Raw genomic sequence first — 14,705 nt, 5'->3', positions numbered from 1 at the left:
TACAGTTATTGATATGAGGGCGTCCTTCTGAATTGGGTCATTTAATGAGAGCAACCGAAAAGAAAATTTTAGCGATCACATATGATAAACTTAAGAAAATGTGGGAAAGGATTGATTTATAATGGAGAGGGTTATACCATTTTTGATGTTTCAAGATGGTAAGGCAGAAGAGGCAATGAATTATTACACATCACTTATTGAGGACTCGGAAATCACGAGCATCTCTCGGTACGGAGCAAATGAAGCTGGAGAAGAAGGTACAGTAGTGCATGCGACTTTTTCCTTAAAGGGACAAGAATTTATGTGCATCGACAGTAATGTGAAGCATGAGTTTTCCTTTACGCCTTCGTTTTCCATCTATATCACTTGTGATTCAGAACAGGAGATCGATAACCTTTACGGGAAGCTTATTATTGATGGACAAGCACTAATGCCGTTGGATGACTATGGTTTTAGTAAGAAGTTTGGTTGGCTAAATGATCAATTTGGTGTTTCATGGCAACTGGATCTCCCAAAATAAATCTACAACAAGATAAGCACAAGATACGAAGCTTCACCCTTTGGATTTTGCTTTGTCCAAAGGGGTTTTTGTGATTATAATAGAATTAAGTATTATTCCATTAACGCACCATTTTTTGGATTGCATAACAGTTTTATTTGAAGTGATTCTGTCCTGTATTTTGTTTATTTCAATGACTTAACCTAAAAAATTATAATAATGGATGAGCTGATAATAATTTGAAAAAAACTGGTAGGATAGAATTTGGTTAAATATGCTGGGACGGAGCTGTTGCCGATGGAAATAGAGAATTTATAATCTTAGCATACTAAAAGGCTTTACCCAAGCTGCTGAAATACTTACATATATAACAGCTATCTAGTTCTTATCTAATGAAAAAGAAATTGAAGATTGAATTAAATGTGAAGCGTCGATATTTCTAGGATGAATTTGTCCAATATCTAATTAAAGTTTTTCACACTAATTTAGTGAAAGTTTGTTTGTGAATATATTCACAATATATCTGCGATTAATATAGAAAAAACTGTTTCTTCGCTGTTTAAAATGGACTACCCATGTTGATACTAGATTCTGACTAATAGAATCAAAGGGTGGAAACTATGAACATTGAAATCCAAGATATTGCCTTACAAAAAGAGAAAAGAAAATTGTTGATCACCTAAAGGGATACGGATTTGAATACTGTTAAGCTTAGCGTATACATATAACCGGCAGGAAATAAATAACTATCCCTCCGATATAAGGCAAAATACATTAAAAGATTGGATCCAGTGGGGGCTTCGCTGTCAGTTAAAACTTATGGTAGACGAGGCAAAAATGTTACACAAACATTATGATGGAGTGGTTCAATTTAGCTCGAAATTAAACAATGGGCTGGTTAGAAGGGTATTAACAGCCTGTTTCAGGCCGCAAAACGTAACCAAGGGGTTACAGCTCCGATAAGAACGTTATTGCCATAATTTATTCACTTGCCGGGCGAGAGCCAAAAAACTCATGTTTTCAAAATAATTTGAGGGAGTGATACAAATGGGAGTCGCTGGGAAGCAGGAAAGAAAGCCGGCACAAGTGAGTAAGGACAAAGAAGTTAATTTTGTTTCATTAGTCATTACAGTAGCGGTTGGAGCAATTATTTGGTTTATAGGTGCACCGACAGGATTAGACGAAAAGGCTTGGCACTTATTTGCAATCTTTGTTGCAACGATTGTTGGTTTAATTATAAAACCAATGCCAATGGGGGGTGTCGCGATTCTCTCAATAACAACGGTTGTATTAACTGGAACTTTAGAATTACAGGATGCACTAAGCGGTTTTCAAAATACAACCATTTGGCTGATCGTCATTGCATTCTTTATATCTCGTGGATTTATTAAGACAGGTTTAGGAAACCGGGTTGCTTATGTATTTGTAAATAAATTCGGGAAGAAAACGCTAGGGCTTTCTTATTCTTTACTAGTGAGTGATTTACTTCTTTCACCAGCAATGCCAAGTAACACTGCACGTGGTGGTGGGATTATTTTCCCTATTGTTCGATCTCTATCACAAATTTTTGGTTCAGATCCGGAAGATGGAACTGAAAAAAAGATTGGTTCATTTTTAACGAAGACAGCTTTCCAAGGGAATATGATTACTTCTGCAATGTTTATGACAGCGATGGCGGCCAATCCTTTAGCTGCAACAATTGCTGGTGAGGCTGGTGTAAATATAAGCTGGACTGATTGGGCAATTGCAGCGCTTGTACCTGGACTGGTAAGTCTGTTGGTTATTCCCTATTTCATTTATAAAGTATATCCGCCAGAAATTAAAGAAACACCAACTGCAGCACAAATTGCAACTGAGAAGTTAAAAGAAATGGGACCAATAAAGAAATCTGAGTGGAGTATGATCAGTGTATTCCTATTAATTTTAGGTCTATGGATATTTGGAGAAAAGATTGCGATTAGTGCAACCACGACAGCATTAATTGGTTTATCCGTTCTTTTATTAACATCCGTTTTATCTTGGGATGATATTAAAAAAGAACAAGGTGCATGGGATACATTAGTATGGTTTGCTGCTTTAGTAATGATGGCATCTTACTTAAACACACTTGGAATGATTCCATGGTTTAGTGAGTTAATGGGTGGCGCTGTTAGTGGGATGTCATGGATCTGGGCTCTTGGAGCATTAGCTCTTATCTATTTCTATTCTCATTACTTCTTTGCTAGTGCAACTGCACACGTCAGTGCAATGTATGCAGCATTCTTATCTGTATCGATGGCAGCAGGTGCACCACCAATGTTAACGGCTTTAATTCTAGGATTTTTCGGTAGCCTATTTGGCTGTATTACACACTATGGTAGTGGTCCAGCGCCAGTGTTCTTTGGATCAGGTTATGTCACTCAAAATAAATGGTGGGGAATTGGCTTTGGAATTTCCGTTCTTCATATCTTAATCTGGGTTCTTGTTGGTGGACTTTGGTGGAAATTACTTGGCTTATGGTAATCAAAACACCATGTGAACGATATTTGAGGGTTTAGTCAGTATATCTGTCGGCCACTTACAATGGCTGACAGATAACGTGAATGATAATGGGAAATCTCCTTTGAAATTAAAGTGTTGTAATGCAGAAATACAGAAAAGTTTATTTTGTATTTCTAATAGGAAGTAACAATCAACATGTCATTCCAAATTGGATTACGATAATTCAAAAGCCTCCCGTCGTGGGAGGTTGTATACACTAATTCTCATTTCGAAATACTTCAACTGCTGCTTCAGCCACCTGTACGTCCTGAGGTACAGCGCCTCCGCTAACACCGACTGCTCCGACAATTTTTCCGTCTTTTTCAAGTGGGATTCCACCACCAAAGACAACAATTTTGCCCTGGTTGGTTGTGTTAAGCCCCCAGAGCTCTGCGTTTGGAACGGTTGCTTCCTCTAATTCAGCTGTAGGCATTTTCAGGGCAACAGATGTCCAGGCTTTGTTCCGGGCAATGTCTACACTTGCCAGCCATGCATCATCCATGCGATGGGTGGCAACGAGATTTCCACCATCATCCACGACAGAGATGACCATCTGCACACCAATTTTACTTGCTTCTCTTTCCGCTCCGTCAATTATTTGTTTTGCCATTTCCAAGTTTATTTTTTCCACTAGTCATCTTCCTCCTTCTAAAAATTACCTTTCTTTACTTGATTCCCGTAGACATTTTTAATAAACATAGTCCTGAATTTTAAATTTATGATTAGCACCCAAAAACTAGGGTTTAATAAATTGAAATGACCAATTTCTATTAATGTAAGTACGATTTTTGGTTTCACAATTAAATATTAGGAAATCCCATCCTCTTATATAGTGGTTGGGACCATCATTTTGATGTATTTCCTGCATCTTTTGAAGTTTTGGGCGATTATCGATGCATATATCCATATTTTTGGGCGCACTCGTCCTCTGACAGGTAAATGCTCTAGTTGATATACCCGTTTTAAGACAGACGGCACACCTTCAACGCCTGCACGATAGTTAGATAATTCCTGATGTCTTTCTGTACCGATTTTGGAACGTGTTTGATCTGTGCGTCGTTTGTTTTCGCTAAACGAAATATGATACGCCTTTTTCTGCTTCTTCACTTGACATTGGTCTAATAATGGACAGTGCCGGCACTGTTCTTTATAAAACTTGGCGGTGTATATCTCTTTCTCTGAATCATAGATTGAAAAAAGTTGGTTCATATCCTTGTGGACATTCCGTAATCTTGTGTGTCTCGGGGTCAATTTTAAATTGGTCCACGCCAATATAATCGTCTGAAACCGTTCGACCTGTCATTTAAGAAAAGTTTATTTCAAGATCTTTTTCTTCAGCCTGTTTTACAGTCTCTTGTCGGTAATAAGCACCGTCAACAGCTAATATGTCTATCTCGTTTGCGAGAGAATGATTCTTTACAAAATCCTCACCAAATTGGGCGTCACTGTACGTATTCTCTTTTAATTCGGCATGCATAATAAGACCCGTTTCTTTTTCAGGGTCGTAAACTTCAACAAAGTTCAAGCTGTTCCCTATATGGTTTCGCCAGCCTTATTTCGAAAGGTTGCGTCAGGGGCAGATGGATTTTGAAGAATTTGAGATGATAGCTTTGCGCCTTCCATCGGAACAACGATACCATCTTCTGTTTCGATGGATTGTTCTTGAAGAAGACGAGAAAGATGCTCAAAACTGGTAGAATCTGTCGCTGCCGAATGACCTTTTACCAGTTCGTATAAGTCATGAGCCTGCTGAATAAGGGATTCCAGTTTAGAGCCTTCTTCGGTTGATTTAGTTTTGTAAATGGTTTTATTTTTATGGCCTTTTTCAAGGTATGCCAAAAAGGATTCGGGAAGTTCCAAATCCGTTGTCTTACTTAGTTCTCTCACCATATTGCGAATGACGGTATACACCAGTTCAATGCGCGTCATGTTTTTGCAGGAACTGTCAATCATACTGGAGTCCATTCGAGCCATAAACTTATTTAATGAGAGAAATTCAGCCATCTTATCCGAAATCGATTCCATTTCCTGTTGGAGAAGATCTTCGCCAGTTTGGAGTTCGTGCTCAACAAGGCGACACCTGAAGTTCGATAAGGTATTGATACAAAGACGATCTTTATCAGAGTTTGTTTCGAGACCTAACGCATACTGAAACCGATAATCAAAGTAAAGCGATCCAATCAATTCTTCATCTGAGAGTAAATTCTCTTGTTTGAGAATAAGGAAACTAACCAATACGTTGACTGGCTTGTTCAGACGGCTTACCTTATCGCTATACAAAACAGAAAACCGATCTTCATTTATCTGTGTGAGAATCAATCGGTAAAAATCATCCGCCCAACTTTTTTTTAGCATTTCCATAATTTGATCTGGAAATGCCTGATCTTGATCGAAAAGTGTTTTTTGAACGTCTTTTTTTTCTTGTCTGAACATGAATCTGACCTCCAACATACATATCTATCTCTATTATAACGGATTGACGAATTCAGGTGGTGGTAAATATGAACCTTTTTGGGTGCTAATCATGTTAATGATTTCATATAAATCGGTAGGGGCAATCATTTTAACTAAAACTCATTTGAATTATGCGTTTCCATTCAGGGAGAATACAAAAATGGAAATGAATCTAAAACGAATGCTAAACGATTTATCAACCTTACTAGCTATAATAAAACGCCAAACAATGGTTGCACACGGTTTTCCTACAGTGGTGAAGATCGGCAAGCTAGAGATTATCTTTTATCACAAATGCAGGGGCTTGGTCTCTACATAAAAGTGGACGCTATTGGAAATATCAGAGCAATCTTCGGGAAAGAAATCGATAAACCCTCCATCATAATAGGCTCCCACATCGATACGGTAGAAAATGGTGGGAAATTTGATGAACTGACTGGTGTTTTAGCAGCTTTGGAGACTATAAGAGTATTAAAAGAAGAACAGGTAACGATGAGCCGTCCAATCGAATTGATTATTTTTGCTGAAGAGGAAGGATCCAATTTCGGAAGCACGATGCTGGGCAGCAAGGTATTAACGGGGAAAATTGGTGTAGATGATCTGAAATCCATCAAAAATGGAGAAGGTGATTCCGCTTATGACCTGGCTAAAAATTTCGGTCTTAATGTAGAGGATGTTGGTAAGGATGTTCTTGGAAGCAATGAAGTAGATACGATGATAGAACTGCATATTGAACAGTGGGCTATACTTGAAACGCAGCGTAAATCGATTGGTATTGTTCAAGCGATTTCAGGAATGAAAACGTTTAAAGTTACACTGGAAGGGGATTCCAATCATGCGGGGACAACGCCGATGGATTTAAGACGTGATCCATTGGTGGGAGCAGCAACCATCATTTCCTATATTCAGCAAATGGCAAGAAGCCAAGCATTACCGACAACAGTTGCCACGGTTGGTAAGAAAAGCGCAAGCGCACGTTTAGCAACGTACAAACTGGAGCACTCCGCAATGAGATAAAGGAAACACGGTGAGCTGAGGCCTACAGGACGTAGTTCAGTTCGGTGTGGCGATTGTCGTCGCGGTTTTAACCGAACTTCCCCTTTTGCCGATGTTGACTTATCGTAGTGAAGGAGTGTGAAGTTTGCTAGTTGCTGGGCGCTGGAGCTGGACATGGCCAACTCTGACGTAAGCAGAATAGAGCCTAAATTTTTATACTTTCTTTACTTATAAAATAACCTGTCAGCCAAATATGCCAAATGTTATTCCCCGACGTGTGGAGTTTTTTATAGATGTGAGGGATGTGGAGGCAGAGGGAATTAATCTTGTTGCCAATGCCTTGGCTGAAAAAGTAAACGCCGTTGCCGTGGAAGATAAATTTCAAAGCGAGATTGAATTGATTAGTGGTGCATCTTCCCTGTCAAACTATCGTCCAGGCGATTGAGGAGGCAGCATCCGAACAGGGCTATAACTATATGAAAATGAATAGTGGCGCTGTTCACGACGCAGCAATGATGACGGACCTGATCGATGTAGGGATGATTTTTATTCCAAGTATGGGAGGAAAAAGCCACTGCCCTGAGGAATATACAAGAGAGGAAGATATCAAATCAGGGGGTGATTTGTTACTTCATGTAGTAAAACATTTAGCTGTAAAGACAAAGGGGAAAAATCAACCATTTGTTAAGCACTCACAAATTTTCGGAGGAGGATATCATGCGTACATTAATTAAAAACGGAACGATTGTAACCGCTATCGATGAATTTGTTGGAGATGTATTAGTTGAGGGAGAAAAAATAATTGCGGTCGGGGCACAGTTAGACGCAACTGCTGACGAGATTATCGATGCTAAGGGGAAATACGTCCTTCCAGGTGGGGTTGATCAACATGTCCATTATTCCTTTGAATTTAAAGGGGAGCGAGTAAGAGGGTTTGAAACCTCGAATGCTGCTGTTGCTGGTGGAACCACAACAGTTGTAGAATTTGTCAATCAGGAACAGGGCAAAGGAATGGCGGATACGATTTTTGAAATGGACAAAAATGAAGTTGCTCCCCAGGCCATGGCAGATTATTCATACCATGCTGTTGTATGTGATCCAGTAGATAAGACATTCGAGGAAATTGCCGATTTGCCTAACAGGGGTATTTCCACCGTTAAATTGTTTATGGCCTATAAAGGGATGCCGTTTCATAGTGATGATGAGGCCCTTTACAAAGCATTAAAAGCGGCGAAGGAAGCTGGAGTTACCGTTATGGTCCATTGTGAGAATGCTGATGTGATCGACCTGCTACAAAAGAAACTTGTCGCTGAAGGTAAGACGGATCCATATTACCATGCAGTTTCAAGACCAGCAAGGGTGGAACTCGAAGCAACCCAGCGCGTGATCAATCTGGCGGCTATGGTAGAAGCCCCCGTTTACATTGTTCATGTCACAGCTAAAAGTGTTATGGAAGCCATCCGGTCTGCCAAAAACGAGGGACTGCCGGTTTATGGTGAAACTTGTGTCCAATATCTGATGCTTGAGGAAGATGACTTAGCTAAACCAAACTTCGAAGGGGCTAAATATGTGATGTCACCGGCTTTACGTACCAAAGCCGACCAAGAGGCCTTATGGGAGGCGTTTGACAATGGCTGGCTAAACGCCATTAGCACCGATCATTGCGGATTTGACTGGGAATCACAAAAACATATGGGAATCGATGATTTTACCAACATCCCAAATGGTGCACCTGGCGTAGAAAACCGCTTAGGCATTCTTTGGACATACGGTGTCAACACCGGAAAGATCTCCAGACAGCGGTTTGTTGACCTATTTGCAACCACGCCAGCCAAGAACATGGGGTTAGACCATTGCAAGGGGCATATTGGCGTTGGTATGGATGCGGATATCGTTTTGTATGACCCGAATGGATCGTCCGTTATTTCTAATGAAAACAGTTTGCATGGTGTTGACTATAGTACGTTTGAAGGGTATAAACAGGAAGGAAAAGTGGATAAAGTATTCCTGCGCGGGAAGCTTGTAGTTGATGAAGGTGAATTTATTGGTGAAAAAGGCGATGGCAAGTTCATTCCTGGAAAACCGTTTGCGCTTTGTTTTGATGACGCACAAGCTGCTAAAGAATTGAAGAACGTGTGACATTGAACATTGGTGGTATGCAATAGTCCGTCAAAGGGGTGGTCGACAAAAGTATCTACCCTTAACTGTAGTAATTGTCAAGACCAAATTTTATAAAAACCTTAACATAAAAAGATAATCAACATACTAGTCATGGCTAATATGTTGATTATTTTTTTAATTGAATAAACATACTTTTATCACTTTCAGCCCCTAGTCTGAAGGATTTGAGTCCAAATAATAAGTGTGTTGTTCGTTTTTAGAGTTCAGCGTTTTGTTATGTCTCAGGCTCAAATCGTCTGTCATTTATTGATTGCACCACATGCGAATCGATCACCGGCATCTCCTGAAGGCTGTGATTTGCCATCATCAGCGCCTTCATGAATGACAATAGCTGTTCCGCCATCGCCAAATAGGGAGTTGTCTTTACCTTCTTCCAGTGTTACCTTTTCAGCGATAAATGATTCGTTCACTGTACCATCTTTACCTACTACAATATTGGGTAAATCTCCTGCATGCGGCCCGTCCGGGTCATCAAAGCCATGATTGGAATCCTCAGGGTTGAAATGACCTCCAGCTGATTTAAAGTCCGGCGCTTCACACTGTCCTGTTTCATGGATATGAAATCCGTGTGTGCCACTTGGGATATCATGTCCTTCAAGGGTAATTTTAACTCCCTTAGACACCTGTTCCAATGTTGTAGTACCAACTGATTCCCCATCTCCATTTTTTAAATCAACTTGAACTGTTTGATTATCATCATCCTTCTTCTCATTTTGGGTATTGTCATCCGCTCCACCCATATTATCCTGACTGTTTGATTCATCATCCGCATTTCCACCACATGCAGTTATGACAAGCATAATGGTTAATAGCAACAAAAGAAAAGCCCAGCGCTTCATGTTTAATATCCCCTTCCAATTCTAAACCTTATTAGTAAGATTATCCCTTAAATATAGAAGCACTAAACCTTTCACATAACAATTCGTTCTTAAGGACTACAAAGTGGGTATTAGGAAAATAGTGTGGGAATGGGGTTAAACAGTACAAATAACAAGTGTAAAACTCGTTAATATTTGTTATCAACAAATTCACATGATGTTAGTAACATTATTGTTTCTCTTAATGCTGGTCTGCCAAAAGCCACCAATATAGTGTACTTAAAACCCCTAATAAACTCGTAATGAAAATAATTAATAAACTCCCCCAACCTAGAGCACTTTCTCCCGCTGTTACACCGCTATAAAGAGCTGGTACAGCCCATGGAAAGTATTCGCCAAAGCCAGCAATTGCAACAATTTGAGAAAGAACAAGCGTAAAAATAACAAATCCTAATGGAGCTAAATATCCTCCACCGTAACTTGCAAAGAAAGCGACTGGTGTACATAGGGCTATCGTTAAAATGGTAACTACTACCAGTATATAAAGACCATGTGTAACGATTGTTGAAGACCATTGTGTGAGCCCGATAATCCACCCAATGAAGAAACCAAGCGTCACAACATATGTACTTAAAATAGTATTCGTTAGGAAAGCTGCTATAAATTTGGCCATCACAATAACTGCCCTAGAATAAGGGAGTGCTAAGAGGTCCTTTACTGTGTGGTCAGCGTATTCTCTCCCAAATATCCAGCTTGTGACAAACCCAAAGATTAAAATCCCGCCTACTGCAATTATTTGGGCATGTAAACTTATATAGGATGGCCAATTTGCTTCTCCTGCAAATTGGGCTTTGGCTTCGAGCAAGCCGGAGCTTTTTAAAAGTTCCGGACTTTTTAATACAACCATAAAAAACCCGGCCATTAAAGGTGCAATGGTAAAAGCTGCCGCGGTAATCCAAATTACTTTGGACTTGCAAATTTTAAGTCCCTCAGCCTGTAATGCAGTAAGGAAATAGCTCATTGCAACATTTCTCCTTTCCCTTTGATAATTCTTAGAAAATAGGATTCCAAGTTCTCTTCTTCCACTGTCAATCTAGTTGGGGGAAGTCCCTCATAAACAAGAAAACGGGAAATCTCGTCTGGATGTAGGATGGCTTTTTTATTGTATGTCTCAATCAAGCCATCTTTATTTAAAACTGAGAAATATCCGGCTTTTGACATTTTAGATGCAGCTGACTTGTTATCTTGAGAATCAATGGTAAGACGTTGATTAAGAAGTTTGTTTAGTTTGGTTGATTCGATTTCTTGTATCAGCTCCCCTTCATGAATGATACCAATTTTGGTAGCAATTTTGGCTACTTCATCAAGAAGGTGACTAGAGATTAAAATTGTGACCCCCTTGTTAAAAGCCAAGTCTTGAAGTAAATCTCTTATCTCAACTATCCCTGCAGGATCTAATCCGTTAACAGGTTCATCCAAAATTAAAATTTCAGGTGTATGCAGAATTGCTTTGGCAATACCTAGACGTTGGGCATTACCTAAAGAGAGGTCTTTCGCTTTTTTTTGGGCATATCTTGTTAAATTAAGTTGATTCATCACCTCTGATACCTTATTTTTGTTTGAAATCAATCGAAGGCGGCGATAGATTTCAAGATTTTCCTTGACAGTGAGTTCAGGATAAGAATAGGGTGTCTCAACCATATACCCAACTTTTCTCCAGATGCTATGATTTTTAAGACTTACCTTCTTTTCGTTTATATAGCATGTGCCATGAGTTGGTCTGATCAGTCCAAGCAACATTCTGATTGTTGTAGTTTTACCAGCCCCATTTAACCCGATAAAACCATAAATTTCACCTTTATTTATATTTAATGAAATACCTTTAACAGCTTGAAAGCCTTTATAGCTTTTGGATAACCGATTGGTTTGAATGGCTTGATGCATATTTATCACTCCTCCTGAATGATTCCATCGACAATAAGGTCAATAAACAGTTCGATAGTTTCCCGATAGACTGCTGCACCAATTTCTTTTTGGTGAAGCGTAAGTACAAACAAAGAACGCAGTACACCTGCAATGACCTCAGGGTTTTCTTCTAGGGTTATCCCTTCAATTTTCCATTTTTCAATCAAAGACAATAATGAGTTAGAATCATTTTTGAAGTGTTTCTCTAGTAATTCTGGAGATAGTTTTTTTAGCAAAACTTCCATATTGCTCCCAAAATACAATTCACGAATTAGTGGATTCGTTTCGATTGTATTGATCATTTGTTGGAGGATACTTTTGATTGCTTTTTTCGGTTGATTTTCCTTGAAAATATCTACATTAGCATATTGCTCTTTTATTTTTTCTTCTTCCTTTTCAAGTATCACGAAATATAAGTCTTCCTTTGAATTAAAGAATTTATAAAACGTCCCTGGAGCAATACCAACATTTTTGGTGATTTCAAGGATACTTGTTTTTTGAAACCCAAAATTGCTAAAAAGAATCTTTCCTTGTTCTATAAGAGAATTAGTGATGAATTGCTTTTCATACTCATTAAATCCCCTCGACATCAAAAAACCCCCTTTTATGAATGTATGAATAAAAAATATTTATATTCATAAATATTATAAACCTTTTCTATAAATTTTCAAATAACAGATAAAGTATTACAAAAAGTGTTATTTATAAAATAGATTTCTAAACGATAATCCGATGCGGTCTTTCTTTAAAGAGCAGGATTGTCCTATGTGTACAGGAATATCTAATTCGTATTGTAATATTGCTTGTTTCCATACATAAATTTGAACTAAACATAATTTTTTCGCGAGGAGGAGAGACGATGTTTAACTTCCCGGTCGATACTTTCTGGTATATCGTTCCATGGCCGTTTATTTGGCTGGCGTTAGGTATCATGATGTATTTTATCAAAAACAGGGACGACAAATTGGAGGAGAATCAAGAAAAGGGGGATGAATAAACGTGGGGTCTGATGTCATTATATTCGTTATCTATCTATTAGTCCTTTTGTGTATCGGTTTATATTTTTCCAAAAAGGCCTCCAAATCACCTGATAGTTACTTGCTGGGTGACAGGAAGGTTGGTCCTGCTGTTACCGCATTATCGATGCAAAGTACCTCCATGAGCGGGTTTATGTTTTTGGGCGGCCCGGCGTTAGCCTTTCAACAAGGTTGGTATGCCATTATGTATGCAATTGGTGATGCGGGCGGTGGAATTATTAATCTATCCGTTTTGGGGAAACGCATGAGGAGGATGTCGGAAATTCTGGGGGCATTGTCGCCGATTGAATACTTGGAAAAGCGTTATGAAAGTGCTGCTGTCAGAGTTGTGGGATCGATCATTGCCACCGTTTTTTTATTTGCTTACGTATTTGCCCAATTTCTTGCTGCGGGCAAAGCTTTGGAGTCTTTGACGGGGTGGAAATATGAGTGGGCCGTGATTATCGGTGTTGGTATCATTATCATCTATACAGTTGCTGGAGGTTATCTGGCTGTTGTATGGACAGACTTCTTTCAGGCACTGGTTATGCTTTTAGGGGTTTTATGCCTGTTAATTGTTGGTCTCGTCCATGTAGGCGGGCTTTCCGGCTTAAACCAGTCTCTTAGTGAAATTGACCCGTCATACTTAAGTATTTGGGGGAAGGATTATGTCTTTTATGGACAATGGGGTGTTATTTTAGGCTCCAGTTTAATTTACATGATTGGCTATATGGGACTGCCGCATGTTGTGGTCAGACATATGTCCATGAAAAGTACAAAAACTGTGAAGACTGCTACACTCTGGACAGCTATCTATAACCAATTATTTGCTTATTCACCATATCTGTTAGGTTTTATAGGGATCATTCTTTTGCCAAATTTGAGTGATCCCGAAATGGTTATTCCAACGCTTGCGTATACGTTCTTCCCAGGGATTTTTGCAGCTTTATTACTTTCGGCGGTGATGGCAGCGATCATGTCGACTTCTGATTCTATTTTGATGCAGGCAGGGACCATTTTGTCACGTGATGTGTATCAACGGTTTATCGATAAAAAAGCAAGCCATAACAAAATGATACTCGTGTCCAGACTTAGTGTGCTCTTAGCTGGGGTAATCGGTATTATCGTTGCCATCGTACAGCCACCAAAGGTTTTTGATCTGGTTGTGTTTGCGTTTGGTACACTGGGCAATAGTTTTATGGTTCCTTATATCGCCGCTGTCTATTGGAAAAAGGCAAATAGTGTTGGGGTTCTATGCTCGATGATCTGTGGTGGGGTGACAAATATACTATGGACGTCGTTTGACTGGCAAAGTGTAACTGGTATACATCCATTCCTTGCCGGTTTAATTATCTCCATTATTGCAATGATGATTGGGAACCCGTTTGGTACACCACCTTCAGAACCGATTAAAAAAGTATTTGAAGAGGCAAAGGGACCACGACCACTACCGAAAAATATTGATAAACATATCAATCGTGATATTAGTCCGGAGGCGAAAATTATTTCAACCTTCATTCAAAATAATATACCAGTAAAAGGGTGAATCGCTGATGATCATTAACGCAGAACAACCGGGCTTTCGTCAAGAGGAAGTTAAAAAGCGGCTGGAAAAGTTAGATCCAGAGACAACATATAAGGTGCAAAGGCTTGTGTTTTATCCTTATATGATTTTTGAATATGTAATCGATAGAAGGAACTTTTTCCATCCGCTAAAAGGTCATGTAGGTTGCACTATTGATGGCGTTAATAAAGTTGGAGCTTTGGCTGATACATTTCCGCAGCTTATGAAACAGGAAGTATCTGATCGGGATTTCATTCAACCAGATTTAACACTAGCAGATGCTAAGGAGAGGGCAGAGGATTTTTTATATCATTCTCTTTCAAGCAAAAAGAAAATACTCACGATTCCAAAATTAACCCTAACCAAACAGGAAATATTTTACCGACCTTACTGGATAGTAGAAGGGATTTTAAACCTTCCTAATCATTTTTTTATCACGGTTGATGCAGTAAGCGGAAAATTTCACCCGTTGTAGTTGAACTGCTGTATCATTACAAAGCGGCTAATAATAACCACAAAATTGTTACACAATGTAAAATATATTATAAATTTTAAAAAATATAATAGCAAACATAGGATACAAACGCTTACTTTTACTGTTCGTTAATTGAAGGTCTCATCATGCAGATTGTATATGCAAGGGGTGATTTCCAGATCAATTCGTATTTGTAATCGGACAAAAATAAAAAAGG

17 protein-coding genes are annotated in these 14,705 nt (G+C 39.1%); 9 read left to right on the top strand and 8 right to left on the bottom strand.

Features of this window, described 5'->3' with window-relative positions; genetic code table 11:
- The first annotated feature begins 121 nt into the window (after nt 1–121).
- A complete protein-coding gene (locus IEX12_RS09080) occupies nt 122–520 on the top strand; it encodes a VOC family protein (protein ID WP_102415705.1) in 399 nt (132 codons plus the stop codon).
- A gap of 1,026 nt (nt 521–1,546) precedes the next feature.
- Complete coding sequence (locus tag IEX12_RS09075) at nt 1,547–3,001, top strand: anion permease (RefSeq protein ID WP_102415704.1); 1,455 nt, start codon at nt 1,547–1,549, stop codon at nt 2,999–3,001.
- Nucleotides 3,002–3,236: 235 nt separating this feature from the next.
- Here the strand turns inward: IEX12_RS09075 and IEX12_RS09070 are convergent, their stop codons facing one another.
- The 4 genes from IEX12_RS09070 to IEX12_RS09055 form a co-directional block, all read right to left on the bottom strand.
- Nucleotides 3,237–3,650: a GlcG/HbpS family heme-binding protein gene (locus tag IEX12_RS09070; RefSeq protein ID WP_188724973.1), complete on the bottom strand. Its 414-nt coding sequence runs from the start codon at nt 3,648–3,650 to the stop codon at nt 3,237–3,239.
- A 194-nt stretch (nt 3,651–3,844) separates the two neighbouring features.
- The gene (locus IEX12_RS09065) at nt 3,845–4,228 is read right to left on the bottom strand and encodes a transposase (protein WP_102415703.1); all 384 of its coding nucleotides are present in this window, start codon (nt 4,226–4,228) and stop codon (nt 3,845–3,847) included.
- 94 nt (nt 4,229–4,322) lie between these two features.
- A complete protein-coding gene (locus IEX12_RS09060) occupies nt 4,323–4,544 on the bottom strand; it encodes a hypothetical protein (protein ID WP_102415702.1) in 222 nt (73 codons plus the stop codon).
- Between the two features lie 8 nt (nt 4,545–4,552).
- Entirely contained in the window at nt 4,553–5,452 is a 900-nt protein-coding gene (locus IEX12_RS09055) for a transposase (protein WP_188724972.1), read from the bottom strand.
- A gap of 162 nt (nt 5,453–5,614) precedes the next feature.
- Here IEX12_RS09055 and IEX12_RS09050 point away from each other — a divergent pair, with 162 nt between their 5' ends.
- From IEX12_RS09050 to hydA, 4 genes are all read left to right on the top strand, one after another.
- Nucleotides 5,615–6,490 (top strand): hydantoinase/carbamoylase family amidase, encoded by an 876-nt coding sequence (locus tag IEX12_RS09050; RefSeq protein ID WP_308777581.1) that lies wholly within the window; start codon nt 5,615–5,617, stop codon nt 6,488–6,490.
- Between the two features lie 274 nt (nt 6,491–6,764).
- Nucleotides 6,765–6,914, top strand: coding sequence for a hypothetical protein (locus tag IEX12_RS09045; RefSeq protein WP_188724971.1), 150 nt, complete (start codon nt 6,765–6,767; stop codon nt 6,912–6,914).
- Nucleotides 6,915–6,945: 31 nt separating this feature from the next.
- Nucleotides 6,946–7,203 carry a M20/M25/M40 family metallo-hydrolase gene (locus IEX12_RS09040; RefSeq protein ID WP_286171045.1) on the top strand — a complete coding sequence of 86 codons (258 nt, stop codon included), beginning with the start codon at nt 6,946–6,948 and terminating at the stop codon, nt 7,201–7,203.
- Nucleotides 7,187–8,608, top strand: a complete 1,422-nt coding sequence (gene hydA / locus IEX12_RS09035; RefSeq protein ID WP_188724969.1) for a dihydropyrimidinase — start codon at nt 7,187–7,189, stop codon at nt 8,606–8,608. The genes IEX12_RS09040 and hydA overlap by 17 nt, the downstream gene beginning before the upstream one ends.
- A gap of 281 nt (nt 8,609–8,889) precedes the next feature.
- Here hydA and IEX12_RS09030 read toward each other — a convergent pair whose 3' ends face one another.
- The 4 genes from IEX12_RS09030 to IEX12_RS09015 all read right to left on the bottom strand — a co-directional run bounded on the left by IEX12_RS09030 (nt 8,890) and on the right by IEX12_RS09015 (nt 12,023).
- Nucleotides 8,890–9,489 carry a superoxide dismutase family protein gene (locus IEX12_RS09030; RefSeq protein WP_102415698.1) on the bottom strand — a complete coding sequence of 200 codons (600 nt, stop codon included), beginning with the start codon at nt 9,487–9,489 and terminating at the stop codon, nt 8,890–8,892.
- Between the two features lie 220 nt (nt 9,490–9,709).
- Nucleotides 9,710–10,489 carry an ABC transporter permease gene (locus IEX12_RS09025; protein WP_088049295.1) on the bottom strand — a complete coding sequence of 260 codons (780 nt, stop codon included), beginning with the start codon at nt 10,487–10,489 and terminating at the stop codon, nt 9,710–9,712.
- Entirely contained in the window at nt 10,486–11,412 is a 927-nt protein-coding gene (locus IEX12_RS09020; RefSeq protein WP_188724968.1) for an ABC transporter ATP-binding protein, read from the bottom strand. The genes IEX12_RS09025 and IEX12_RS09020 overlap by 4 nt, the downstream gene beginning before the upstream one ends.
- Before the next feature lie 5 nt (nt 11,413–11,417).
- Nucleotides 11,418–12,023: a TetR/AcrR family transcriptional regulator gene (locus tag IEX12_RS09015; RefSeq protein ID WP_188724967.1), complete on the bottom strand. Its 606-nt coding sequence runs from the start codon at nt 12,021–12,023 to the stop codon at nt 11,418–11,420.
- 269 nt (nt 12,024–12,292) lie between these two features.
- Between IEX12_RS09015 and IEX12_RS09010 the strand changes: the two genes are divergently transcribed.
- From IEX12_RS09010 to IEX12_RS09000, 3 genes are read left to right on the top strand one after another with little or no spacing between them, the layout of a single operon-like run.
- Nucleotides 12,293–12,430 (top strand): hypothetical protein, encoded by a 138-nt coding sequence (locus IEX12_RS09010; protein ID WP_188724966.1) that lies wholly within the window; start codon nt 12,293–12,295, stop codon nt 12,428–12,430.
- Between the two features lie 2 nt (nt 12,431–12,432).
- The gene (locus tag IEX12_RS09005) at nt 12,433–13,995 is read left to right on the top strand and encodes a sodium/proline symporter (protein WP_102415695.1); all 1,563 of its coding nucleotides are present in this window, start codon (nt 12,433–12,435) and stop codon (nt 13,993–13,995) included.
- A gap of 7 nt (nt 13,996–14,002) precedes the next feature.
- A complete protein-coding gene (locus IEX12_RS09000) occupies nt 14,003–14,488 on the top strand; it encodes a hypothetical protein (protein ID WP_088049301.1) in 486 nt (161 codons plus the stop codon).
- The last annotated feature ends 217 nt before the right edge of the window (nt 14,489–14,705 follow it).

It is taken from the genome of Lentibacillus populi, assembly GCA_014642895.1.
Classification (GTDB): Bacteria; Bacillota; Bacilli; order Bacillales; family Amphibacillaceae; genus Lentibacillus_C; species Lentibacillus_C populi.
Note: the sequence above shows the minus strand (reverse complement) of the source record. Positions and strands in the feature narration are given on the sequence as shown.